Raw genomic sequence first — 23,383 nt, forward strand, 5'->3', positions numbered from 1 at the left:
CGGCGGCACCCGCCCCGCTCGGACCAGCGGCCCGAGGTCGCCCCCGGCTCAGACCACCGGTGCCGCCAGTTCCCCCGTGCCCAGTTCGTCGGTGCCCAGGGAGGACTCTCCGTACTGTTCCAGGGGCCAGCCCGGGCGGTAGATCGTGTCGAGGTAGCGTTCGCCGAGGTCGGGGGCGATGGCGACCGCGGTGAGGTCGGGGGAGCCGTCCCGGTTCAGCCAGTCGACGGCGCCGCTGACCACCGTGCCGGTGGAGCCCCCGAAGAGGAAGCCGCGCCGCGCCAGGCGGTGGCAGGCCCGTACGGTGTCGGCCTCCTCCACCCGGACGACGTCGTCCACGCAGGACGGGTCGAGCAGCGGCGGCGGCACGCTCGTGCCGAGGCCGGGGATCAGCCGGCGCCCCGGTGTCCCGCCGAAGGCGACCGAGCCCACGCTGTCCACGGCCACGATCCGCACCCGGCGCCGCCGCTCCCAGAACCACTGGGCGCAGCCCATCAGCGTTCCCGAGGTGCCGACCCCCACGAACAGCACGTCGAGCCGGGGGAACTGCCGGGCGATGGCGGGCGCGGTGGTGCGGTAGTGCGCCCGCCAGTTCGCCTGGTTGGTGTACTGGTCGAGCCACACGTACCGCTCGTCGGCGGCGCACAGCGCGCGGACGTAGGCGATCCGCGCGCCGAGGAAGCCGCCGATCGGGTCCGGCTCGGTGATGACGTCGACCCGGCTGCCGAGCGCCTGCATCAGCCCCTTGGTCGCCGGGTTGCAGCGGGCGTCGGTCACGCACAGGAACCGGTAGCCCCGGCTCGCGGCGATCATGCTGAGCGCGACGCCCAGGTTCCCGGACGAGGACTCGACGAGGGTCGAGCCCGGCCCGAGCCGTCCGTCCCGTTCGGCGGCCCGCACCATCTCGGTCGCGGCCTTGAGCTTGATCGAGCCGGCGAAGTTGAAGCCCTCGCACTTGAGGAAGAGCCTGTGGCCGACGACCGTGCGCAGGTCGACGTACAGCTCCTCCTCGTTGAAGTCCGTGGGAACGGATATGACTGGCACTGCGGCCCCCCTGGTGGTGCTTGTCGTACCGCTGCGTCGGCCGTCAGCCGTGCCGGCGCAGCTCGTGGAAGAAGTCGTCCACGATCCGCAGGCCGCCCGTCCGGGCCACCTCGGCGTGGACACGACCGCCGACCGCGAGGTCGAGGACCCCGAGGCCGAAGGGCGAGAAGATCACCGGACGGTCCGCCGGCACGGACGCGCGGCCGGTGAGCACGTCGTGGAGCGTTCCGTCGAGGAAGTCCCGGCCTCCGGTGAGCTGTTCGGCGAGATGCGGTGAGGTGTTCGCCTTCAGACAGTGCTCGACGTCGTCCACGAAGTTCGCCGAGGCGAGCAGCACCTCGGGCGCCAGGTCCCGCAGCGACACATGCAGCACCAGCGGGTGGTGGGCGAACCACTTGGGCTCGTGCACGTACGGCTCGCCCGCGATCGTCGCGAACACGATCAGATCACTGGCCCGGATCAGGTCCTCGGCGCCGCCGTACGTGACAACCCGCCCGCTCGCCCCGGACCGTTCCAAGTACCCCCGGAACCCGGCCGCACTGGTCGCGGACAGGTCGTGCACCCCGACCTCCTCGAAGGACCAGCCGGTCGCGGCGAGGAAGGTGTGGATGTAGCGGGCGATCAGACCGGTGCCGACGAAGCCGACCCGGACCGGGCGGGGCGCCTCGCGGGCCGCGCTCAGCCGGTCGGCCGCGAGCGCCGCCGACGCGGCCGTCCGGGTCGCGCTGATGACCGACGCCTCCAGACAGGCGAACGGGTAGCCGGTGGTGTGGTCGTTGAGGATGAGCACCGCGGAGGCGCGGGGCAGCCCGGCCGCCGTGTTCTCCGGGAAACTGGAGATCCACTTCAACCCGTCCACCTGGAACGTTCCCCCCAGTGAGGCGGGCAGCGCGATGATCCGTGAGGACGGGCGGTCCGGGAAGCGCAGGAAGTACGACGGCGGGTTGACCGTGTCGCCCGTGTCCCCGGCGCCGTGCAGCCGGTACACGGTCTCGACCAGGTCGACGATCTCCCGCTCCCGCCCCTGGAGCGCCTCCCGTACCTGGGCGCCGGAGATCACGGCGAAGCCCGGAGTCCCGGTCATACGTAGCTCACCTCGTCCTTCGTGTCGTGGTCGGAAAGCCGTACGGGGTCCGTGAACCCCACGAGCACCTCGCGCGGCCCCTCGTAGGGCTCGCGGCTGTGGGCGCAGCGGATGTTGTCGACGACCAGCAGGTCACCGGGGAGCCAGGGGGTGCGGACGGTGTGGTCCTCGTAGACCGCGTTGAGCGTCTCGACGACGTCCGCGCCGATCGGTTCGCCGTCGCCGTGGCGGGTGTCGAAGGGCAGCCCGTCGGGGCCGTAGAGGTCGACCAGGTACGCGCGCACCTCGGGGTCCATGGTCCATGCGTTGAGGAACGCGATCTGGTTGAACCAGCAGCGCCGGCCGGTGACCGGATGCCGTACCACGGCGGGGCGCCGCTGCCGGGTGCGCAGGGAGCCGTCGGGCTGCCAGGAGACGTCGACGCCGCCCGCGCGGCAGTAGCGCTCGACGGCATCCCGGTCGGCGGTGCCGAAGGCCTCCTCGACGGACGCGCCGATCTCGTCGTGGTACGAGCGGGTCAGCAGCCAGCCGTCCCGCTCGAACCGTTCGGCGAGTCCGGCCGGCAGCGCGGCGAGCACGGCCTCCGCGTCGGCGAGGCCCGTCGCCCCGCCCCGGTCGGCGGGCCGGAGGCAGGCGAGGAGCAGCAGCCCCGGGAACTCGCGTGTGTAGCTCGACTCGTGGTGCATGCACATGGGCTGGTTCGGCGGCCAGGGGGTCGAGGAGTACACCCCGGCCGCGTGCGTCCGCCGGGGTGCGAAGGTCTCCCGCTCGCTCAGCAGGGTGCCGCCGCCCAGCTGCCGGAACACGGCCTCCACCTCGGTCGCGTCCCGCAGCCCGAGGCCCCGCACCAGGACCGCGCCGTGCTGGGCGACGACGGCCCGCAGGGCGTCCCGGTGCCCGGCCGCCCAGCGGGGCGCGGGCACGGCGGGGGAGACCGGCAGCAGCGCGGGCCTGCCGGGGGAGAGGTCCACCTCCGGGAGCGGCCGCGCGACCGGCGGTGGTTCCGGGGCGGTGCGGCGGCGGCCCAGGGAGCCGCGGCGACTCAGGAAGCTCATGACGACGCCCTCCCGTCGGGGTCGGCGGCGGCCCGTGCGGCCGTCCACGCGGCGGTCCGTGTGTCGATCAGGGCGGCGAGGTCCGCGAGGACGGGGTGGCGGACCACGTCCTTGAGGGACACCGCCCGGTCCAGGGCGACGGCGAGCTTCACCGCCGCCAGGGAGGTGCCGCCCCGGTCGAAGAAGTCGTCGTCGCGGCCGATCCGGGCCCTCGGTACGCCCAGTACGTCGGCCCACGCGAGGGCCAGCCGCTCCTCGGTCGCCGTGACCGTCGACACCGTGGGCCGGCCGTCCGTGGTGTCGGCGCGCTCGGCCAGTTCGGTGAGCGCCCGCCGGTCGGTCTTGCCGTTGGCGGTCAGCGGCAGGCTCGCCCGCCAGTGGAACACCGACGGCACCATGTACGCCGGCAGCGAGGCCGCCAGCCGCTCCCGCAGCACCTCACCCGGCAGCGGCCGGCCGGAGTGGAAGGCGACCAGCCGGGCGCCCCCGGCGACCACGACCGCGCCGTCGCGGACCCCGTCGACCCGTAGCAGCGCGTTCTCCACCTCGCCGATCTCGACGCGGAAGCCCCGCACCTTGACCTGGGTGTCCCGGCGGCCGAGGAACTCCAGCTTGCCGTCGGGCCGCCACCGCCCGTGGTCGCCGCTGCGGTAGAGCCGCTCACCCGGCCGGTACGGGTCGGTGGTGAAGGCCCGCCGGGTGCGCTCGGGATCGTTGACGTACCCCCGCCCGACGCAGATCCCGGAGAAGACGATCTCCCCCGGGGCGCCCAGCGGCACGAGGGAGAGGTGTTCGTCCACGACGTACACGCGGACGTTGCCGACCGGGCGGCCGAGCGGCACCCGGTCGCCCTCCGGTGCCCGGTGCATCACCTCGTGGTTGGTGTCGTCGGAGGTCTCGGTGAGCCCGTAGGCGTTGACCAGCGGAACTCCGGGCCCGGTGGCGAACCAGCGTTCGGCCAGCTCCTTCTTCAGCGCCTCCCCGGTGACGGACACCCGGCGCAGGTCGGGCAGCGGGCGCGGGCGCTGCTCCAGCTGGGCGAGGACGGCTTCGAGGTACGACGGGACGACCTGGAGCACGTTCACCCGGCCGGCCGCGATCCGGTCGACGAACCGTTCGACGTCGAGGATCTCCTCCTGCTCCACCAGCAGGGTCCGCCCGCCGGCCAGGGGCGCGGCCAGCAGCTGCCACAGGGAGATGTCGAAGCACTGGGGCGCGGTCTGCGCGACGACGTCGCCCTCGCCGATCCCCAGGTCGTCGAGCTTGGCGTGGAGGTGGTTCACCAGCCCGGCGTGCTCGCACATCGCGCCCTTGGGTTCGCCCGTGGAACCGGAGGTGAAGTAGATGTACGCGAGCCGGTCCGGGGTGATCTCCATGCCGAGGTCGGAGTCGGGGTGCGCCTCGTCGTACGCGTCCTCCACGAACAGTTTCTGTGTGTCGGGCAGCGCGGCCAGGGCCGCGTCGAGGGTCGTGGTGCTGCCCCGCTCGGTGAGCACCAGCTCGCAGCGGGCCCGGGTGAGCGTCCGGGCGATGCGCTCGGCGGGGAAGTGCGGCTCGACGGGGAGGTAGACGCCCCCGGCCTTGAGGACGGCGAGGACGGCGGCCATCCAGTCGAGGTTCCGCTCGGTGACCACCGCGACCACCCCCTCACGGCCGAGCCCGCGCACGAGCAGGGCCCGACTGAGCTGGTTCGCGCGGGAGTTGAGCTCCCGGTATGTCCAGCGGCGGTCGCCGTGGACGGCCGCGACGGCGTCGGGGTGCGCCACGACCCGCTGCTCGAACAGCTCGTGCGCCCGGCGGTCGGGCAGTTCGCGGTGCGGTCCGGCGAGGCCGTCGAGCTGGAGGCGGACCTCGTCGTCCGACAGCAGGCTCTGCCGCGCGTGTTCGGCGCCCGGTTCCACCGCGAGCCCGGCGAGCGCGGTGACGTGGTAGCCGGCGATCCGGGCGGCTGCGCCCTCGTCCAGGACGTCGGTGCGGTACCGCAGCCGCAGCGCCGGCCCGTCCGCGCCCCGCACCGGCGCCACCCGCAGGACCACGTCCCCGTCGAGGTCGCCGTCCGCCCCGGTGGTGTCGAACACGGTCTCGAACGGTGGTTCCTCCAGACCGAGTTCGGCGCGCAGGGCGTCCACGGGGAAGCCGACGTGGGCCGACAGCTCCGTGAGGACGCGCCGGGTGTGCCCCAGCAGGGACCGCCAGGTGTCACCGGGCGCGGTGCCGATCCGGCAGGGCAGCACCCGGCCGTCCACCGCCCAGCCGGTGGTGACCTCCCGCTCGCCGCACAGCGCGGCGAGCACCTTCGCGTGGGCGGCGAGGAGCGCCGCCGTCCCGTCCGGGCCCGCCAGCATGCCCTCGGGCAACGGCACTTCGTACGCGGCGGTGCCCTTCACGGGATCACCGCTCCACCTCGGGATCGCGGTCCGCCCCCCGGCGGTCAGCATCCCCTGCCAGAACGTCCGGGCGCTGTCGCCCGCCGTCTTCGACCGGTCCATGTGTCTCCCCCGATTCACTTCACTGTTCGCGCGGGGCGTCCGTCCGGGAGCGCCCCGTGGTGTCCGGTGCCGCGTACCGCACCGTCTCCGTCGCCGGATTCCCGCCCCACCGCGCGTACGGCGGCACCTCCTCGCCCTTCATCAGGAAGGAGTCGGGGGCGAGCACGGCCCCCTCGCCCAGCACCACGCCGTAGTGCACGAACGCCCCGACCTCGAGCGTGCAGCGCGCGCCGATCGTGACGTGGTCCGACTTGAACGTGCCGTCCTCCTGCGAGTGGGCCTGGATCTTGGTGCTCGCGGCCAGCGTGCAGTCGTCCCCGACGGTGGTCAGGGTCCGCTCCGTGATGTACGCCCCGTCGTCGAAGACCCGCCGGCCGATCCGTACCCCCATCAGCCGCCAGACGACGCTCTTGTACGGGGTGCCGTTGAGGAGCTGGAGGTGCTTGTCCGGGAGCTTCCACAGCCGCTCCTGCCGCCAGAACACCGGGTCGTAGATGGAGCACAGCCGTGGCCGCAGCGGCCGGAACCCGGTCAGGCACCGCTCCACCAGCACGTAGTAGGCGATCGTGAACACCAGGCCGGCGAGCGGGACGGCGGCGAGCGCGAGCAGCCCGGCGGTGCCGTGGTGCCCGTACAGGTCGTAGGCGGCGAAGCCGAGGACGGTGAGCGCGCACAGGTGCAGCCAGCGCAGGACCAGGAACAGCGCCATCGAGCGCAGGTTGCAGCGGTTCTTCGCGGCGAGCCTGCGGCGCAGCTCGTCGCCCTCCCGCAGATGGTCGAAGCGACTGTCGCGTTCCACGGAGCGGGGGATCTCGAAGGGGGGCGACCCGAGCAGCCCGACCCCTTCGCGGATCTCGCCGTCGAGCGGGACCAGCACCTTGGTCGCCAGCAGACAGTTCTCGCCGGTCCGGCCGCCGACCGGGTAGGCGATGGCGTTGCCGAGGAAGTTGTGCCCGCCGATCGACGTCCGGGACACCCGGAACGACGTGGCGGAGTACTCGGCGTTCATCACCGACAGCCCGTCCGCGACCATGGTGCCGCTGCCGACCCGGGTGAGGAACGGCGTCTCGTGCCGGATCTCGGTGCCGAAGTTCGACCCGGTCTGCTCGACCCGCGACAGGTCGTACCCGAGCGCCTTGAGGTAGGGGACGATGTACGAGCTGTCGCCGCACAGCCATGCGAAGAACCTGATGTTGGTGAGGCCGGCGATCGCGCGGTGCACCGAGTAGTGGAAGCCGTACAGCGGGTACGTCCGGTCCGGCCGGACCAGCGGGCGCAGCAGCCGCGGCACCACGAGCACCGCGAGGGCGCCGGTGACGACACCGCCGAGGAACAGCGCGAGGGACAGCGCCACCGCCTCGGCGTAGAAGCGGGGCGAGGTGAGGTGCGGCGCCGCCGGGTCGAGCAGGACCTCCAGCGAGGGCACGGCGGCGAGCAGCAGATGGGCGCCGCCGACGGTCAGCGGCACGTACAGCAGGAACACCTGGAGCAGCGTGGCGAGCCCGTATCCGGCGCGTCGCGCGGTGCCGCAGGGAGCGGGATCGACCCGGATGTGGTCGACGTCCGTCGGGCGGGCGGGGGAGCCGTGGAAACTCCGCCCCGCGGGGACGGTCTCGCCGGCGCGCAGCGCGGAGGAGTGGCCGAGCTGGGAGCCGTCGCCCATGGCGGTGTCGATGTCGAGCACGGTGTGCTCCCCGACGAACACGTCCCGGCCGAGGGTCACCGGGCCGGTGCGGATCCGCCCGGCGCGGGCCCGGTAGCCCGGGAAATGGCACTCCTTGCGGATCACGGTGCCCGCGCCGACGGTGAGCAGATCGGTGCAGACCGGGACGGTACGGCTGAGGATCGTGACACCGGGGCCGATCCGGGCGCCCAGGGCCCGCAGGTACAGCACGTACAGCGGGTTGCCCACGAGCAGGGCCATCGGGCTGGTGTGCAGCAGCGCCTTGACGATCCAGAACCGCAGGTAGGCCAGGCCCCACACGGGGAAGTCCACCGGTTTCCACCGCCCGACCAGCAGCCACTTCGCGACCACCGGCAGCAGACACAGGGCGACGAGGCCGAGCCCGCCGAACACCGCCGACCGCAGATAGACCTCGACCGGTCCGGAGCCGTCCGCCACCCACGCGTACCCGTGTACGGAGCCGAGGGCGGCCACCAGGCAGTACCCGGCGAAGACGAGCAGCTGGAGCGCCCCGCACAGCACGTACCGGGGTGTGCTGCCCGGCGCGGTCGTCTCGGGCGGCGGCGTGGGAGCGGCGGCGGGCGGCCCGGGGGCCTCGGCGAGCGCTGCCGCGAGGGAGCGGATGCTGGGGTGGCCGTAGACGTCCCGTATGGACACCGTGGGCAGACGCGGGTGTTTCCTGACCCGGGCGCAGAAATGAGCCATCGTCAGTGAGTTGGCGCCGAGATCCTCGAAGAAGTGAGCGTCGGCGGGCACATGTTCGATATGGGTGACGTCGGCCAGAACTTCGGCCAGGAGTCGCTCGACGGCGGTGCGACTTTCCGCCGCGTCCGGTTCGGCCGCCTCGACCGCATCCGGTTCTTCCACCACGTGTCGTGGTACTGGCAATGTCATTGAATTCTCCGCGACAGGTATTGCGAGGAAGGGCGCCCGGGGGTGAACGGACGGCGCGCGGAATGACGGTGAGAAAGGGGACGGAATGCGGTGACAGGAGTGGCGGAATGGAACAGGCTGGTCGAAGCCTGGAGAATCCCCCGGACTGTGCTGCGCCGCGGCCTGATCCTGGCCGGCCCAGCAGAATGCAATCCGGATTCTTTCGGCACATTACCGAGCAGGTCAAGGGGGGCCGGGCAATTGACGCTTTCCCGCCCCTTTTCCGATCTCTTCCGACCTGTCGGACCTCGACCGGCCGCGGGCTTCAGCGGGGAACTTTCCAAAAAGCGGGTACAAATACGCTCCGGCGTTCCACTTCCGTCGCCTCAAGAATTCGGCCAGCACGTCCATGACAGAAAACGAGATACGGAATCACCTTTGGTTTCCGCTGTGTTTCCCTTCGGCATCTGCCCCGTGACGGGGCCGGAGGGAAGCGAGCGGCCCACGCGGAACCGGCCGCGGCCCGCGGCACCGGGAGGTGAGGTCGGCGCGCCCAGACGGATACCTTTAGGGCGTGCAGCCAGCAAGTCAGTCACCCTCCCGACCCGAGAGCCCGCACGGGCGTCTCCACCGCGCGCGTGCCCTCTACCGGAACGTCTCCAAGCGCAGGACCGCCTGGCTGCTCCTGAAGGACACCGTCAACTCCTGCATCGAGTACCGCATCCTCGGGCTCGCCGCGGAGGCGGCGTTCTTCACCCTGCTCTCCGTGCCGCCGCTGCTGCTCAGCATGATCGGCCTCCTCGGCTACGTCGACGACTGGACCGGCGCCGACACCATCGCCAGCCTGGAGCTCAACCTGCTGGAGGCCTCCCGCACCGTCCTGTCGGACAAGGGCGTCCGGGAGATCGCCCAGCCCATCCTGGACGACGTGATGAAGGGCGGCCGCCCCGACGTCATCTCCATCGGCTTCCTGATCGCCCTGTGGTCCGGCTCCCGCGCGGTGAACGTCTTCATCGACACCATCACCGTCATGTACGGCCTCGACGGGGTCCGCGGCATCGTCAAGACCCGGCTGATGGCGTTCCTGCTGTTCATCGTGGCCCTGCTCATCGGCTCCGTCGCGCTGCCGCTGATGGTCGCGGGCCCCGACGCGGTGGTCCGGATCGTGCCGTGGTCGACCACGGTCGTCCAGGTCCTCTACTGGCCGGTCGTGATCGTCCTGTCGATCGTCTTCCTCACGACGCTCTACCACGTGTCGGTGCCCGTGCGATCCCCATGGGTGGAGGACGTGCCCGGCTCCCTGGTCGCCCTCGGCATGTGGGTGCTCGGCAGCTTCCTGCTGCGCATCTACCTCTCCGCCACGGTCGAGGGAGCCACGATCTACGGTTCCCTCGCGGCCGCCGTGGCCGTCCTGCTGTGGATCGGTGTGAGCGCCTTCGCGGTCCTGGTCGGCGCGGCCGTCAACGCCGCCATCGACCGGGTCTGGCCGGCCGCCGCCACGGCCGCGGCCCGCGCCGCCAACGAGCGCCTGCGCGAGGAGCAGGCCGCCGAGTACGTCGCCCGCGCCGCCGCCGCCCGCTCCTACGACCCCGAGGACCCCGACATGCCCTCCGAGTTCCCGGAGCGCTGGTCGCGCTTCCTGCCCCCGGAGGACGTCACCTCGCGCCTGCGGTCACCCGCGAAGAAGGGTGACGAGTAGGGGTGGACGAGCAGGGGGGATGAGCAGGAGGTTCCGGCCCTCGCTCCAGGCACCCTGGGCCTGCCCGGTCACCCGCCCCAGGCACCCCCGGCCGCGGCCTCCCGCACGAACTCGGTGAACCCCCTCGGCTCCCGGCCCGGCTCCTCGCGCACTCCGTCGGTCGTGCTCGCGTCGCGTCCGTACGACAGCGCCTCGAACGTCTCCACCCGGGCGCTGACCTCCCCGGCTGCCACCCCGAACCCCAGCAGGGCGTCCCCGTGGCCCCGCGCGGACACCGGCACGTCCGTGCACTCCCGGCCCGTGGCCTCCGCGATCTCCGCCACCGCCGCCCGGAAGCCCGGCGGCCGCGCCCCGGTGACCTCCACGGTCCGCCCGGCGAACGCCGACCCCGTCGGCGACGAGCACCGCGACGAGCACGTCCGCGATGTCCCGCACGTCCACGAACGGCTCCGCCATCGCACCGCCGGGAAACACCGGCTCCCTCTGACGCAGCCCTTCCACCAGCGGCCCCTCGCCGAAGTTCTGAGCGTGTTCAAACGGGTCCACGGGGTGCGTCCGCAGGAGCACCGGGGGGCGCGGGCGGGACCGCCACCGGTCACCGACGTAGGCTTTTCCCGTGTACGCGGAACGGGCGTCCCGGCTGGGCGGGGCCGTCGTGTGGACGAGCAGTCCCGGCGGCCCGGACGATCCCGGCCCGGGGCGGGTCCTCCCCGACGGCTGCATGGATCTCCTCTGGAACGACGGACGGCTGCTCGTCGCCGGACCCGACACCCGCGCGCACACCGTCGAGGGCGCCACCGGTGGCTGGGCCGGCGTCCGGTTCCGGCCGGGTGCCGCGCCCGCCTTCCTGGGCGTGCCCGCGCATCAACTGCGTGACTGCCGTGTGGCGTTGGAGGACCTGTGGCCGGCCCCGCTGGTCCGTGGGCTCACCGCACGGGTGAACGCGGCCCGCGATCCCGCGAACGGCCTCGAAGAGGTGGTCCTGGAACGGGCCGCCGAGAGCGAGCGTCCCGATCCGCTCCTGCGACGGGTGGTCGCCGCCCTGGAGGCTGGACGGCCGGTGTCGGCCACCGCCGACGAACTCGGAGTCGGCGCACGGCAGTTGCATCGCCGCTCCCTCGCCGCGTTCGGATATGGACCCAAGACGCTGGCCCGCGTACTGCGATTGCAGCGGGCGCTCGCGCTGGCCCGCGCCGGAGTGCCGTACGCCGAGACCGCGGCCCGCACCGGGTACGCCGACCAGGCCCATCTGGCTCGGGACGTGAGGGAGTTGGCGGGGTTGCCGCTCGGCGAGCTGCTCGGCGGACGGTGACGGACCCGCGTGGGTGAGCGCCCCGCCGACCGCCGACCGCCGACCGCCGACCGCCGACCGCCGACCGCCGACCGCCGACCGCCGACCGCCGACCGCCGACCGCCGACCGCCGACCGCCGACCGCCGACCGCCGACCGCCGACCGCCGACCGCCGACCGCCGACCGCCGACCGCCGACCGCCGACCGCCGGCCACCGACCGCCGGCCACCGACCGCCGGCCACCGGTCATCGGCTGTCGGCCATCGGCCGGGAACACCGCCGCCGTGCCCGCTCCTACCCGGCCGACGGCAGCGGTGCGAAGAGGTCGACGCCGTTGCCGTCGGGGTCCAGGACGACGGCGTACCGCTGGCCCCACACCGCGTCCCACGGTTTGAGCTCGCCCTGGTGACCGGCGGCGACCAACTCCTCGTACACCGCGTCGACCTCGGCGGGACTGTCGCACAGCAGGGCCAGGCCGGCGCCGCCGCCCCTGCCCGGCCGCCACTCGGGGTGGAAGGACCGCACGGTCTCCTCGGTGTCCAGCATCAGCCGGAGCCCACCGGGCAGCGCGGCTCGGCGTGCGGCTGCTCCTCGGAGCCCTCGGGGAAGTCGAAGCCGAGACGGCGGTAGAAGGTGACGGAGGCGGCCATGTCCGAAGCCACCATCCCGATCGCGTCGAGTCGTGGATTCATACGGCCACCGTAGGCGTGCCGCGCACGGCCGGTCTTGAAGGAAACGGACACGGGGTGAAGGCCCGCCGGGAGGCTGTGACGACTGCTCGCGGACGCAGCGGGGCAAGCGCTTTCGGACAACGGACTCTTTGCCCTTCCTGTGGAACAACTGTGCGGCAGGATGGGGGACATGTTCCGTACCGCGCGCACTCTGCTGCCCCTGGCGTTGCTGCCGCTGCTGCTCACGGGCTGTGGGGGCGAGAAGGTCGTCGCGGTGCCCCGCGAACCCCTCGCGCCGACCCCCGACCGGGCTCAACTCCACGCCCGCGCCGAGGCACTCGGTCTCGCTCCGGGGCTCGTCTACGTCACCGAGTCCCCGGGGTTCGAACTGGCCCGGCAGTCGGTCGGCGTGTACGGCGACGACGGTTTCTCCGCCGCCTACTGGTCCCGGCGGAACAGCGCCCAGCTCCTGCTCCTCGTCGACCGGGGCGCGATGACCGCCGAGAACTGCCCCGAGCAGCCCCTCGGGCAGGGCACCGGCACGACGGTCGACTGCGTGCGCGACGACGACACCTGGTACCGCACGTCGGCGGGACAGCACGAGTACGCCCTCCAGCACGGGGACCACGTCGTCCGGATCAGCGCGGCCACGGCCGCCGTCGACCGTGACGTCCTGCGGGCCGCCGCCCGCGCCGCCCACCGCCCGACCGACGCCGAACTGGCCTGCCTCCTCCCGCCCCCGCATCACCCGGCGCCCCATGCCGGGGGAACGCAGCCCCCGCGCGACGGGACGCCCGTCGAACGCGGTGACCTGCCCCCGGTCGGCGACGGAGCACCCGACAACGAGGTCGGCGCGTCGGGCTGACCGACCGGAGGGCGGAGCGGCAGGCGGCCACCGACCCGCACCGCCCTCGGCCACGCCGGGGAGACGGACGAGGACCCGGCCTTCCCGGCGTGCCTCGGAGGAGACATCGCCGGGACGACCGGGTCCACGCATCGAACGCCTGCGCTACTGGGGCGTATCGCCCGACTGCGGGCCGAACGCCGTCATGAACTGGTCGCGGAACTTGTCCATGCGCCAGACCGGGGTGTCGGAGGCCGGTTTGAGACCGTCCGCCCAGCCCCAGTCGTCGATCTTCTCCAGCACCTTCGGGTCCTGCGCGACGACCGACACCGGCACGTCGTGGCTCGGATTGTCGCCGGTGACCGTCTTGTTGGGCTGGTGGTCGCCGAGGAAGATCAGGACCGTGTCCTTCGAGCCGTACTCGGCGACGAAGTCGACGATGCTGCTCACCGAGTACTGGATGGTCTTGCGGTACTCGTCACGGACGTCGAGGGGGTTCTTCCAGACGTCCTTGGGGTCCTTGCCCTCGGCCTTCTGCAGGCCGTGGTAGACCGACCCGTCGCCGATCTCCTCCTCCGGGATGGTCCGCGGGATGGGCGCCCAGGGGTTGTGGCTGGAGGTCAGGATGATCTCCGCCATCATCGGCTTGCGGCCCTCCTTGCCGTACTCCAGCTCCCGGAACGCCTTCAGGGTGTACTGGTCCGGCATGGTCGACCAGCTGAACTTCGGCCCCTGGTAACCCAGCTGGTCCGAGTCGTAGATGTGGTCGAGACCGAAGAACTTGCCCTCCGGCCACGCCTTCTGGGTGCCCGGCACGATCCCGACGGTGCGCCAGGCGCCGGTGCGGCGGAACGCCTCGGTGAGGGTGAGCCGGTCGCCCGCGACGAGGTGGTTGTAGCGCGACTGGTTCTTGATCCACAGCCCGGACAGGAACGTGGAGTGGCCGAGCCAGCTGCCGGCGCCCGTGATGGGGGAGCGCAGCCAGCCGCTGCGCGACGCGTACCCGGCGTCCTTCAGCTCCTGCGTCTTCTGCGCGAGCGTCTCACTCAGCGGCTCACCCATCTGCGGGTTGTCGATCGCGGAGCGGCCGTAGCTCTCGATGAACGTGATCAGCACGTCCTTGCCGCGCAGCCCCGTCAGCAACTGGTCCGGCGGCACGTCGGCGAAGGCGTCGACGGAGGCCTGCTTCTCGAACGCCTCGCCGTCCTTCAGCCCGTCGCGCACCGACTCGATGCGGTTCTCCACGAGCGTGGCCGCGCTGTGCGAGGCCAGCGGTACGTCCGCGACCTCCAGAGTCAGTGTGGAGCAGGTGATCCAGACGGTGCCGAGGACGAGGAGCGTACGGCTCGCGGTGTGCCGGTCGCGTTCCATCAGCCGGCTGATCCGCCGGACGGCGAACGTCGTCAGGAACGGCAGGGCGAGCACCAGCGCGATCACACCGATCGTCGCGGCCTGCGCCGCCGTGTTGCCGAGCGAGTCCTTCATGAACGACCGGGCGTTGTCCAGCAGGGGCCAGTCCAGCACCAGGTCGAACGGCCGGTCCAGGGTCCAGTACGACCCCATGTCCAGCACCTTGACGATCATCAGCAGGCCGAGCACCGCGCCGATGACCACCACGGCCGTACGCCGCGCCTTCGGCGGCAGCACCAGCAGCAGCGCCGCGCCGAGGATGCCCTCCGCGGGGATCCGCAGCAGCCGGCCCACCTCGAACTTCGTCATGTCGTTCGGCACGAGCAACGCGAACATGACGAACGCGATGGCCAGCGCGGTCCCGACCCAGTCGAGCACACGAGCCCGCCGGGGGTGCCGCACCCGCCAGCCCTGGCGGACGGAAGCCCCCTCGCCCCCGGCCGCGACCGCGACCTTGGGCTCCGCTTCGGTCTGCGACTCCGCTTCGGGCTTCGCGTCAGGTCCGGGTTCTGCGTCCGGTTCGGGCTTCGCGTCAGGTCCGGGCTCTGTGTCCGCTTTGGGCTTCACGTCCGGTCCGGGCTTCGGCTCGGCCATGGGCTCGGTTGCCGTCTCGCCTTCCGGCTCGCCCCCGGCCTCCGCCTTCGCATCGGCCCCAGCCTCCGGCTCCGCCTCCCCCTTCGGCTCGGACTTCGGTTCCGGCTCGGCTACGGGCTCGGTCGTCGACCCGGCCTCCGCCTCGGCGCCCGGTACGGAATCCGTGTCCGGCGCGGGGGCGGCCGCCTCCTCGGGCTTCGGTTTCGGCTCTGCGGCCTCGGCGGTGTTCTCGGGGGCGGTGTCGACGTCCGGTGCGGGTGCCGGGCCCGGAAGCTGCGAAGAGCGTGTGTGCGACAACCCGAAGGTCCTTCCCTGTGGAACATGCTGGAGCTCTGTGCTGGTGGACGGAGTGAGCCGAGGAGCGGGACCGCCTTCGCACCCGTACGCCCGTCACTATGCGTACGGTGCGCCGACGCCCACCGTTCACCCGTGCTCAGGCCGTCCGCAGCCCCTCCACGTGAACTCCGACACCATCCCACCCCGGGGTCAGGCCGAGCGCGGCGCCCCCGTGCTCGCCCGTTCCACCAGCCGCGTCGACAACTCCGTGCGTGTGCCCTCGGGTCGGTCGCCGTCCATCATCCCGGCGAGCAGCCGCAGTGCCGTCGAGGCCATCTCGGACAGCGGCTGGCGCACGGTGGTCAGGGCCGGGGTCGCCCAGCGGGCCTCCGGCAGATCGTCGAAACCCACCACACTGATGTCGTCCGGGATCCGCAACCCCCGCTCGGTAAGCGCCTGGTAGGCCCCGAGCGCCATCCTGTCCGAACACACGAACACAGCGGTCGGAGGTTCGGGCAGGTCCAGCAACTGGAGCATCCGGTGGTGCGCGGTGGTCTCCATGAAGTTGCCGTAGCGGACGTACTCCGGCCGGTACGGGACGCCCGCGGCCATGAGCGCCGAGCGGTAGCCCGCCACGCGCGCGCTGCTGCACATCTTGCGCCGGTACCCGGCGATCACGGCGACCCGCTCGTGCCCCAGGGCCAGCAGATGCTCGGTGGCGGTCATCCCGCCCTGCCAGTTGGCGGCGCCCACCGACACCACGCCCGGCGGGGGTTCGAGCACCGGGTCGATCAGGACGAACGGGATGCGGTGCTGGCCGAGCCAGGAGTACTGGGCCGGGGACAGCTCGGCCAGGTTGAACAACACTCCCGCCGAGCCCCGGGCGATCAGCTTGTCGAACCAGCCGCGCTCCGGGCGCGCGCCCCGGGTCCGGCTGAGCCCCGCCGAGACCACCACCTCCAGGCCCGCGTCGTGCGCCGCCTGCTCCACGCCGTGCAGCACCGCCCCCGACCAGGAACTCTCCAGCGAGTGCACCACCAGGTCGACCATGCGCGGGGGCTTCGACGCCTCGAACCTGGGTCTGCGGACATAGCCGAGCCGGTCCAGTGCCTCGGTGACCCGGCGCCTGGTCTCGGGGGCCACGTCCTCCCGGCCGTTGACCACTTTCGAGGCCGTCGGCACGGACACCCCCGCCTCGCGCGCCACCACCGCCAGCGTCGGCCCGGCCGTCGCGCTCCCGCCACGCACCATCGCGACTCCACCTCTCAGGCCCCGTCCCGAGGGCCGGTGACATATTCGAGTAGCAAGCGCTCTCTACCGTAAGGCCAACTCAACACGGCGGGAAGGAGAGGGGATCAGAGGGCCGACAGCGCGAAGGCCGCCGCGGGATCACGGCCCGCGACGGCCTGGTGAGGTGACAGCGCTGAACGAACGGGACTCGTCCGCCACCCGTACGGGCCGCGACACCGGTCACTCGCGAGGGCCGATACGGCGTACTCGCGGGTGCCGGCGGTCGCCTACTTCTCGGCCTCCGGCAGGTCCCAGCGGGCCAGGTCCCGCAGCCATGCGGCGGCCGAACTGTCCGACGGGGCCCGCCAGTCGCCGCGCGGCGACAGGGAGCCGCCGGCCAGGACCTTCGGCCCGTTCGGCATGGCCGAGCGCTTGAACTGGGCGAACGCGAAGAAGCGCCGGCAGAAGTACTCCAGCCAGTGCCAGATCTCCGGCAGGTCGTACGCCACCCGCTCGCCCTCGGGGAACCCGGGGGGCCAGGCGCCCGCCTCCGCGTCACGCCAGGCGTGCCAGGCCAGGAACCCGATCTTCGACGGCCGGTAGCCGTAGCGCAGCACATGGAACAGCGTGAAGTCGTGCAGCGCGTACGGGCCGATCTTGGACTCCGTGGACTGGAGTTCCTCGCCGGGCACCAGCTCCGGGCTGATCTCCGTGTCCAGGATCGCCGCCAGCGTCTCGTTGGTGTCCTCGTCGAACTGGCCGCTGCTGATGACCCAGCGGATCAGATGCTGGATCAGCGTCTTCGGCACACCGGAGTTGACGTTGTAGTGGCTCATCTGGTCGCCGACGCCGTACGTGCACCAGCCGAGCGCCAGCTCCGACAGGTCGCCGGTGCCGAGGACGATGCCGCCGCGCTGGTTGGCCAGCCGGAACAGATAGTCGGTGCGCAGCCCGGCCTGCACGTTCTCGAAGGTGATGTCGTACACCGGCTCGCCCGACGAGAACGGGTGGCCCATCTCCTTCAGCATCAGCCGGGCCGTGGGCGTGATGTCCAGCTCCGCCGCGGTGACCCCGAGGGAACGCATCAGCTTGTGCGCGTTGCCCTTGGTGTGCTCGCCGGTCGCGAAACCGGGCAGCGTGAACGCCAGGATGTCGCTGCGCGGACGGCCCGCGCGGTCCATCGCCCGCGCGGCGACGATCAGCGCGTGCGTGGAGTCCAGGCCGCCCGACACCCCGATCACGATCTTGGGGCCGCCGATCGAGGCCATGCGCTGCTGGAGGCCCGCGACCTGGATGTTGTAGGCCTCGTAGCAGTCCTGGGCGAGCCGGGCGGGATCCGACGGCACGAACGGGAACCGCTCGACCCGGCGTCGCAGCCCGAGGTCGGTGGTCGGCGGGTCGAGCCGGAACACCACCTCGCGGAACGCGCCGGTGCGCCCGGACAGCGCCCGGCGGTTGTCGTCGAACGTGCCCATCCGGTGCCGTGACTGCCGCAGCTGGTCGAGGTCGACGTCGGCCACCGCGTACTGGTCGCCCGCGGGGAACCGGTCGGTCTCGGCCAGCAGGGTGCCGCTCTCGTAGATCATGGTCTGGCCGTCCCAGGACAGGTCGGTGGTCGACTCGCCCTGGCCGGCCGCCGCGTACACATAGGCGGCGAGGCAGCGGGCCGACGCCGAACGGCACAGCAGTCGCCGGTCCTCGGCCCGGCCGACCGTGATGGGGCTGCCCGACAGGTTGACCAGGACGGTCGCGCCGGCCAGCGCGGCCTCCGCGCTCGGCGGCACCGGCACCCACATGTCCTCGCACACCTCGGCGTGCACGACCAGGCCGGGGACGTCCTCGGCCGCGAACAGCAGGTCGGGGCCGAACGGCACCTCCGCGCCGGCGACCCGGATCGTTCCGCCGCGCTCGTCGTCGCCCGCGGCGATCTGGCGCTTCTCGTAGAACTCGCGGTAGTTCGGCAGATACGACTTGGGCGCGATACCGAGGATCCGCCCGCGGTGCACGACCACCGCGCAGTTGTAGATCCGGTGCCGGTGCCGCAGCGGGGCGCCGAGGACGAGCACCGGCAGCAGGTCCGCCGATCCGGCGACCACCGTCCGCAGCGCCGCCTCGACGTCGTCGAGCAGCGCGTCCTGGAGCAGCAGGTCCTCGATGGAGTAGCCCGAGAGGCACAGTTCGGGGAAGACGGCGACGGCGACGCCGTCCTCCGCGCAGCGGCGGGCCTGCCGCAGGACCGCCTCCGCGTTGGCGGGCGGGTCGGCGATCGCCGCGTGACCGGTGCAGGCGGCGACCCGCGCGAAGCCGTGGCTGTAGAGCGACCAGAAGTTCACCGGTTTCCTCCGTGGACACCCCGGTGTTCGGCCGGGGAGGACGTGCGCTCCTGCGGAGCAGGGTGGGGAGCCGGAACGCCGTCGAGGCGATCGGGCGTCTTCGCCGCCGCGCCGATGGCGACCTCCAGCAGATGGATGATCTCCGAGTTGAGGGACCGCCGATCGGTCCGGGCTCGATCCACAAGACGTTCGTGGAGGTCAGCGGGCAGGCGGAGAGAGATCCGCTTCTCAGGATCCATGCGGGAATGATGCCACGGTGGCATCGGAACGGCGCTTTGGGGATGTCAGCCCCTTGGAGGGAGGGCGCCGACGCTCACCTCTCGGAGTCGGACCAGGCCGTCACAAGTGCTCGACGGTCCGGGAAACGGGGGCCGGGGAGCGTGTCCCGGGTGGGTTCGCCGTTGAGCCAGCAGACTTGCTCGGGGGCTCCGTCGCCGGTGTCGAACAGACAGCACACCCCTCCGGCGTCGGTGGTGAGGTCAGTGAACAGCTTCCTGACGTTGGCCGACCGCGCGAACAGGCGGCTCATGTCCGACGTCGCCGCCCAGCACTCCACCGACGCGTAGCCAGGGTGCAGCCGTGACGCGAACCGGATCATCGCGTAGATGTACCCGATCTGGATGCGCCCGTCCGCCTCGGGCCGAGGGCTGCTCGTCCGCGCGTACTCACGTAGTGCGTCGTCGACATCGAAGAGGAGGGACATGTCGAGTTCGAGCGTGCCGCTCGTGGAGCAGTCGACCGGATCGCTCTCGAATCGGGACGTGAACGGGAGGACGAGCCGGTCACCGCCGGGCAGGGTGACCTCAAGCGGCCGTCCCGCACGGGCCGTTGGGGCCCGTTCGGCCAACGCGGTCAACAACGTGGCGACATTCCGAGGGCGCAGATAGATGTCATAGCTGTAGATGAGCCCCACGTCTTCCCCTGCCCCTGGACCGAACGCACCCTCTCACGAGCCGCCTCTCGGGCGCTTGTCGGTTGATGAGCGTCGGCACGTGGCCGGACGTCGAGGGCGGGCGGCAGACTTGGCGGACCGGCCATGTGCAGCGGGCACGCGGTCGAAAAGTTTCACGGGGTGCGTCAGTGGATCTCAGCTCAGTGATCATCGCTGTGGCAGGCGTCGCGGGAACGCTGGGAGGGGCGCTCCTCACCCAGCGCGGCACCGAACGGGCCAAGCGACTGGAGATGGAGCTGGTTCGGGAGCACGAGGAGGCCCGCGAGAACCGCTCGCTGCGGCGCACCTGCTACGCGGAACTCAACCGCGACGCCCGCCAGTTCACCACCGTCCTCAATCGTCACCTGCACGTCATGAGGGAGCGTGGCGTGGAGCAGGCGGAGATCGACGCTCTCGAAGGGGCGAAGGCCGCGCACCGCGATCGATACTCCGAGGCGCAGATGATCGCCCCCGAAGAAGTGCTCAAGCGGGCGAATGCCGTCAACCAGGCCCTGAACAAGGTCTACGGCCAGGTCAAGCGCCTTGAACGCGGTGCGCCCGAACCGGGCGAGACGATGGAGACCGCGGCCCAGGCCCAGCACGAGGCCTGGGAGACGCTCCGTGCCCTGAGAACCGCGATGCGCCGTGACCTCGGTGTGTCGCACGAGGAGTGAGAGCCGGCACCTGCGTGAGGGAAGGCGAAGGCCACGGTCGGACGGCGGACGCGCGCCGACGTGACGCCGCGCTCAGGCGACCCGGGCCAGATCCGTCCGCCGTACCTCGTGGGCCGGTGGCGGCCCGCGGCCAGGTGCTCCAGTTCCTCGACGACGGTGCGGCCGGGGGGTTCCGGTTCGTTGCCGAGGGAGCCCCCGACATGTGGGGTGAGGGAGCAGTTCGTCGGTGAGGGTGTCCGAGTCGACCAAAGCTCCGCGCGAGGTGTTGATCAGCCGGCCGCCGTCCCGGATCAGGGCGAGTTCGGCACGGTCGAGCATGCGGTACGTCTCGGGGCGTCGGGGGCGTGCGTCAGGTCCTCCAGCCCCAGCGGCTCGGCGCCCAGTGCCGTGGCGGCCACCTCTCGCGCCCTCCCGTACGCCAAATAGCCGTCAAGGATCCCGCAGGACCGGAATACCGCGAGGGGATGTGGTGCTCTGATGTGAACGGCGGTTCACGAGCGAGCGGGTGTGAGGAGCTGGTGGGCGTATGACGGCAGACCGGCCGGATCCCGTGGTCCGCACACCGTACGGAGACGTCCGCGGCAGGTACGCCTACGGGGAGGGGTACGAGGACGGGATCGCGGTCTTCCGCGGCATCCCGTACGCCGCCCCGCCCTTCGGCGCCCGCCGGTTCCGCCCGCCCGTGCCGCCCGAGCCCTGGGACGGTGTCCGCGACGCGGGCGCCTTCGGGCCGACCCCGCCGAAACCGGCCTACTCGGAGGCCTTCGCCCGCTATCTGTCCGACCCCGTCGTCGCGGGCGACGCCTGCCTCAACCTCAACGTGTGGACACCGGAGCCGGGCCCCGGGGCCCGGCTCCCCGTCATGGTCTGGATCCACGGCGGCGCCCTGACCAGAGGCTCGTCGATGATCTCGGTGTACGACGGCAGCGCCTTCGCCCGCGACGGCGTGGTCCTCGTCTCCCTCAACTACCGCCTCGGCGTCGAGGGATACGGCCTCTTCCCGGACGCCCCGCCCAACGCCGGACTGCGCGACCAGCTCGCCGCCCTGGAGTGGGTCCGGGACTCGATCACGGAGTTCGGCGGCGACCCCGACCGGGTGACCGTCTTCGGTCAGTCGGCCGGCGCCATCAGCATCGGCGCCCTGCTCGTGGCCCCCCGCGCACGGGGCCTGTTCCGCCGCGCCGTGCTCCAGAGCGGGCCGCCCGAGGCCTTGGACCGGGACAAGGTGCGCCGCATGGTGCGCCGGATGGCCGCCCGACTGAAGGTGCCTGCCACGGCCGCGGCCTTCGCCGACGTGGACCGTTCCCTGCTCGCCGAGGCCCAGGCGGAGGTCGGCCGTCTCAGCAGCCCGGTCCTGGGCGGCCCCGCCTTCGGCATCGTCGTCGACGGCGAGCTGGTGCCGCGCGACCCGTTGAAGGCCCTCGTCGAGGACGGCGCCGCCCGAGACATCGGCCTCCTCCTGGGGTGGACCCGCGACGAGCACCGCCTCTGGCTGGTCCCCGGCGGCCTCCACGAGCGCCTCGACCGCCTCGGCACGGTCGCCCTGGCCGGTGCCCGCGCCCGCTGCCACTGCGGCCCCGAGGTCCCCCGCCGCTACCGCGAGCTCCACCCCGGCCTGAGCCCCGCCGACCTGGCCGGCCGGCTCGTCACGGACCACCTCCTGCGCGTCCCCCTGCACCGCGTGGCGGATGCCCGCCCCGCCCATGCGCCGACCCACGTCTACGAGTTCGCCTGGCCGTCGAACCTCCCCGGCCTCGGCGCCTGCCACGCCCTGGAGCTGGGCTTCGTCTTCGACACCGGCGACACCCCGGCTTCGGCGAAACTCGCCGGCGAGCACACCCCGCGCGCCCTGGCCGCCACCCTGCACGACGCGTGGGTCCGCTTCGCGACGCACGGCGACCCCGGCTGGACGCCCTGGGACGCCACCCACCCCGTGCGGGTCTTCGACGACCCGGACGACCGACGCATCGCCCTCGGCCCCTACGACCGCGAGCTGGCCCTCTGGGCGGAGGACGCGCGACGCCCCCGCAGAACCCAGGGCACGGGAACGTTCACGGCCTCCGGCGGAGCCCCGCTACCGGCCCTCCGCCGCTTCCGCCGGGCGCCCTGAACCCGGCTGGGGGGTGAGCCGCCGGGGAGCGACCCCGCCGGGTCGGCCGGTAGCCCAGCCGCGCTGACGACGGTCGGCAAGGGCCGGCAGGAACCGGCGAGGGCCGACAAGGATGGCAAGGACCGACGCGGGCCGGCGAAAGTCGACGCGGGCCGGTGAGGCCGACGAAGGGCCGGTGAGGCCGACGAGGGCCGGCGTGCCCCCGGGCCCGCGCCGGCGGGACGAGGGGCATCGGATGTCCGATGGATGGCAGTGGGACAGCAGCCTCTTCCGGGGCAGCGCGGCCCACTACGAGCGGGGACGGCTTCCCTACGCGCCCGGCTTCGCCGACGCCCTGGCCGAGGCTCTCGGTCTGGACGGCACCGGCCGGCTCCTCGACGTCGGCTGCGGCCCCGGCGTCGTGCTGCTCCCGATGGCCCGGTACGTCGCCGAGGCGGTCGGCGTCGACCCGGACGCGGACATGCTGGCCGAGGCGGAGCGGCAGGCCGGGCGCCGGGGCGTGACCAACGCCCGCTGGGTGACCGCCCGCGCCGAGGACCTGCCCGCCGGGCTGGGGGAGTTCCGGGTGGTGGTGTTCGCCCAGTCGTTCCACTGGACGGAGCGCGACCGTGTCGCCGCCACCGTGCGGGAGATGCTGGCGCCGGGCGGCGTGTTCGTCCACCTGAGCGAGCTGAAGAACCCGCCCGCGGCACCGCCGCCGCCCCCGTCGGTCCCGCCTCCGTACGACCGGATCGCCGACCTCGTGCGCCGCCGCCTCGGCCCGGTGCGCCGCGCGGGACAGGGGCTCCTCGTCAACGGCACCCAGGGACGCGAGGACCTCGTCCTGGAGCGGGCCGGCTTCGCCCACGTCCGGCGTCTCGTCGTACCCGCCGGGCAGGTGGTCGACCGTACCGCCGACGACCTCGTCGCCTGGGCGTTCTCCCGCTCCGACTCCGCGCCCCACCTCTTCGGCGACGAGCTGCCCGACTTCGAACGGGACCTGCGCGCCCTGCTGCACGAGGCGTCCCCCGACGGCCGTTTCGCGGAGCGCCTGCCCGCCACCGAGATCATGGTCTGGGCCCCGCCCCGCCGCGACTGAGGGTGGCGGGTCC

Annotated in this window: 17 protein-coding genes and 2 pseudogenes; 6 read left to right on the forward strand and 13 right to left on the reverse strand. The window is 72.5% G+C overall.

Features of this window, described 5'->3' with window-relative positions; all coding sequences use genetic code 11:
* Positions 1–48: 48 nt before the first annotated feature.
* Genes sbnA through SMA5143A_RS01855 form a run of 5 tightly spaced genes read right to left on the reverse strand, consistent with a single transcriptional unit; the run spans position 49 to position 8,250 of the window.
* Positions 49–1,044, reverse strand: a complete 996-nt coding sequence (gene sbnA, locus SMA5143A_RS01835) for a 2,3-diaminopropionate biosynthesis protein SbnA (RefSeq protein ID WP_107461055.1) — start codon at positions 1,042–1,044, stop codon at positions 49–51.
* Between the two features lie 43 nt (positions 1,045–1,087).
* Positions 1,088–2,128 (reverse strand): 2,3-diaminopropionate biosynthesis protein SbnB, encoded by a 1,041-nt coding sequence (gene sbnB / locus SMA5143A_RS01840; RefSeq protein ID WP_107461056.1) that lies wholly within the window; start codon positions 2,126–2,128, stop codon positions 1,088–1,090.
* Positions 2,125–3,183: a TauD/TfdA family dioxygenase gene (locus SMA5143A_RS01845; RefSeq protein ID WP_107461133.1), complete on the reverse strand. Its 1,059-nt coding sequence runs from the start codon at positions 3,181–3,183 to the stop codon at positions 2,125–2,127. Before SMA5143A_RS01845 ends, sbnB begins: the two co-directional genes overlap by 4 nt.
* Positions 3,180–5,672 (reverse strand): non-ribosomal peptide synthetase, encoded by a 2,493-nt coding sequence (locus SMA5143A_RS01850; protein WP_107461057.1) that lies wholly within the window; start codon positions 5,670–5,672, stop codon positions 3,180–3,182. Before SMA5143A_RS01850 ends, SMA5143A_RS01845 begins: the two co-directional genes overlap by 4 nt.
* Positions 5,673–5,691: 19 nt before the next feature.
* Entirely contained in the window at positions 5,692–8,250 is a 2,559-nt protein-coding gene (locus SMA5143A_RS01855) for a Pls/PosA family non-ribosomal peptide synthetase (RefSeq protein ID WP_181361678.1), read from the reverse strand.
* Positions 8,251–8,803: 553 nt separating this feature from the next.
* On the opposite strand from SMA5143A_RS01855, the gene SMA5143A_RS01860 reads away from it, so the two are divergent.
* Positions 8,804–9,928: a YihY/virulence factor BrkB family protein gene (locus SMA5143A_RS01860; protein ID WP_181361679.1), complete on the forward strand. Its 1,125-nt coding sequence runs from the start codon at positions 8,804–8,806 to the stop codon at positions 9,926–9,928.
* A gap of 68 nt (positions 9,929–9,996) precedes the next feature.
* Here the strand turns inward: SMA5143A_RS01860 and SMA5143A_RS01865 are convergent, their stop codons facing one another.
* Positions 9,997–10,293: a hypothetical protein gene (locus SMA5143A_RS01865; protein WP_107461059.1), complete on the reverse strand. Its 297-nt coding sequence runs from the start codon at positions 10,291–10,293 to the stop codon at positions 9,997–9,999.
* A 251-nt stretch (positions 10,294–10,544) separates the two neighbouring features.
* On the opposite strand from SMA5143A_RS01865, the gene SMA5143A_RS01870 reads away from it, so the two are divergent.
* The gene (locus SMA5143A_RS01870; protein WP_107461060.1) at positions 10,545–11,240 is read left to right on the forward strand and encodes a DUF6597 domain-containing transcriptional factor; all 696 of its coding nucleotides are present in this window, start codon (positions 10,545–10,547) and stop codon (positions 11,238–11,240) included.
* Between the two features lie 273 nt (positions 11,241–11,513).
* On the opposite strand, the pseudogene SMA5143A_RS01880 reads toward SMA5143A_RS01870, so the two are convergent.
* Positions 11,514–11,911: pseudogene (locus SMA5143A_RS01880) on the reverse strand (VOC family protein).
* A 169-nt stretch (positions 11,912–12,080) separates the two neighbouring features.
* On the opposite strand from SMA5143A_RS01880, the gene SMA5143A_RS01885 reads away from it, so the two are divergent.
* Positions 12,081–12,755 carry a hypothetical protein gene (locus SMA5143A_RS01885; protein WP_107461062.1) on the forward strand — a complete coding sequence of 225 codons (675 nt, stop codon included), beginning with the start codon at positions 12,081–12,083 and terminating at the stop codon, positions 12,753–12,755.
* 144 nt (positions 12,756–12,899) lie between these two features.
* Here the strand turns inward: SMA5143A_RS01885 and SMA5143A_RS01890 are convergent, their stop codons facing one another.
* The 5 genes from SMA5143A_RS01890 to SMA5143A_RS01910 form a co-directional block, all read right to left on the reverse strand.
* Entirely contained in the window at positions 12,900–15,035 is a 2,136-nt protein-coding gene (locus SMA5143A_RS01890) for a sulfatase (protein ID WP_107461063.1), read from the reverse strand.
* A 189-nt stretch (positions 15,036–15,224) separates the two neighbouring features.
* Positions 15,225–16,265 carry a LacI family DNA-binding transcriptional regulator gene (locus SMA5143A_RS01895; protein ID WP_107461064.1) on the reverse strand — a complete coding sequence of 347 codons (1,041 nt, stop codon included), beginning with the start codon at positions 16,263–16,265 and terminating at the stop codon, positions 15,225–15,227.
* Positions 16,266–16,531: 266 nt separating this feature from the next.
* Positions 16,532–18,577 carry an NAD(+) synthase gene (locus SMA5143A_RS01900; protein ID WP_107461065.1) on the reverse strand — a complete coding sequence of 682 codons (2,046 nt, stop codon included), beginning with the start codon at positions 18,575–18,577 and terminating at the stop codon, positions 16,532–16,534.
* Positions 18,574–18,816 carry an Arc family DNA-binding protein gene (locus SMA5143A_RS44670; protein ID WP_107461066.1) on the reverse strand — a complete coding sequence of 81 codons (243 nt, stop codon included), beginning with the start codon at positions 18,814–18,816 and terminating at the stop codon, positions 18,574–18,576. The genes SMA5143A_RS01900 and SMA5143A_RS44670 overlap by 4 nt, the downstream gene beginning before the upstream one ends.
* Positions 18,817–18,890: 74 nt before the next feature.
* Positions 18,891–19,490, reverse strand: coding sequence for a hypothetical protein (locus SMA5143A_RS01910; RefSeq protein ID WP_107461067.1), 600 nt, complete (start codon positions 19,488–19,490; stop codon positions 18,891–18,893).
* A gap of 167 nt (positions 19,491–19,657) precedes the next feature.
* Here SMA5143A_RS01910 and SMA5143A_RS01915 point away from each other — a divergent pair, with 167 nt between their 5' ends.
* Complete coding sequence (locus SMA5143A_RS01915; protein WP_258193219.1) at positions 19,658–20,182, forward strand: hypothetical protein; 525 nt, start codon at positions 19,658–19,660, stop codon at positions 20,180–20,182.
* A 72-nt stretch (positions 20,183–20,254) separates the two neighbouring features.
* On the opposite strand, the pseudogene SMA5143A_RS01920 reads toward SMA5143A_RS01915, so the two are convergent.
* Positions 20,255–20,574: pseudogene (locus SMA5143A_RS01920) on the reverse strand (NAD(P)-dependent oxidoreductase); the annotation flags it as partial.
* A gap of 134 nt (positions 20,575–20,708) precedes the next feature.
* On the opposite strand from SMA5143A_RS01920, the gene SMA5143A_RS01930 reads away from it, so the two are divergent.
* Positions 20,709–22,292 (forward strand): carboxylesterase/lipase family protein, encoded by a 1,584-nt coding sequence (locus SMA5143A_RS01930; protein WP_107461069.1) that lies wholly within the window; start codon positions 20,709–20,711, stop codon positions 22,290–22,292.
* A 235-nt stretch (positions 22,293–22,527) separates the two neighbouring features.
* Complete coding sequence (locus SMA5143A_RS01935; RefSeq protein WP_107461070.1) at positions 22,528–23,370, forward strand: class I SAM-dependent methyltransferase; 843 nt, start codon at positions 22,528–22,530, stop codon at positions 23,368–23,370.
* The last annotated feature ends 13 nt before the right edge of the window (positions 23,371–23,383 follow it).

It is taken from the genome of Streptomyces sp. MA5143a (genome assembly GCF_900290235.1).
In the GTDB taxonomy this organism is placed as follows: domain Bacteria; phylum Actinomycetota; class Actinomycetes; order Streptomycetales; family Streptomycetaceae; genus Streptomyces.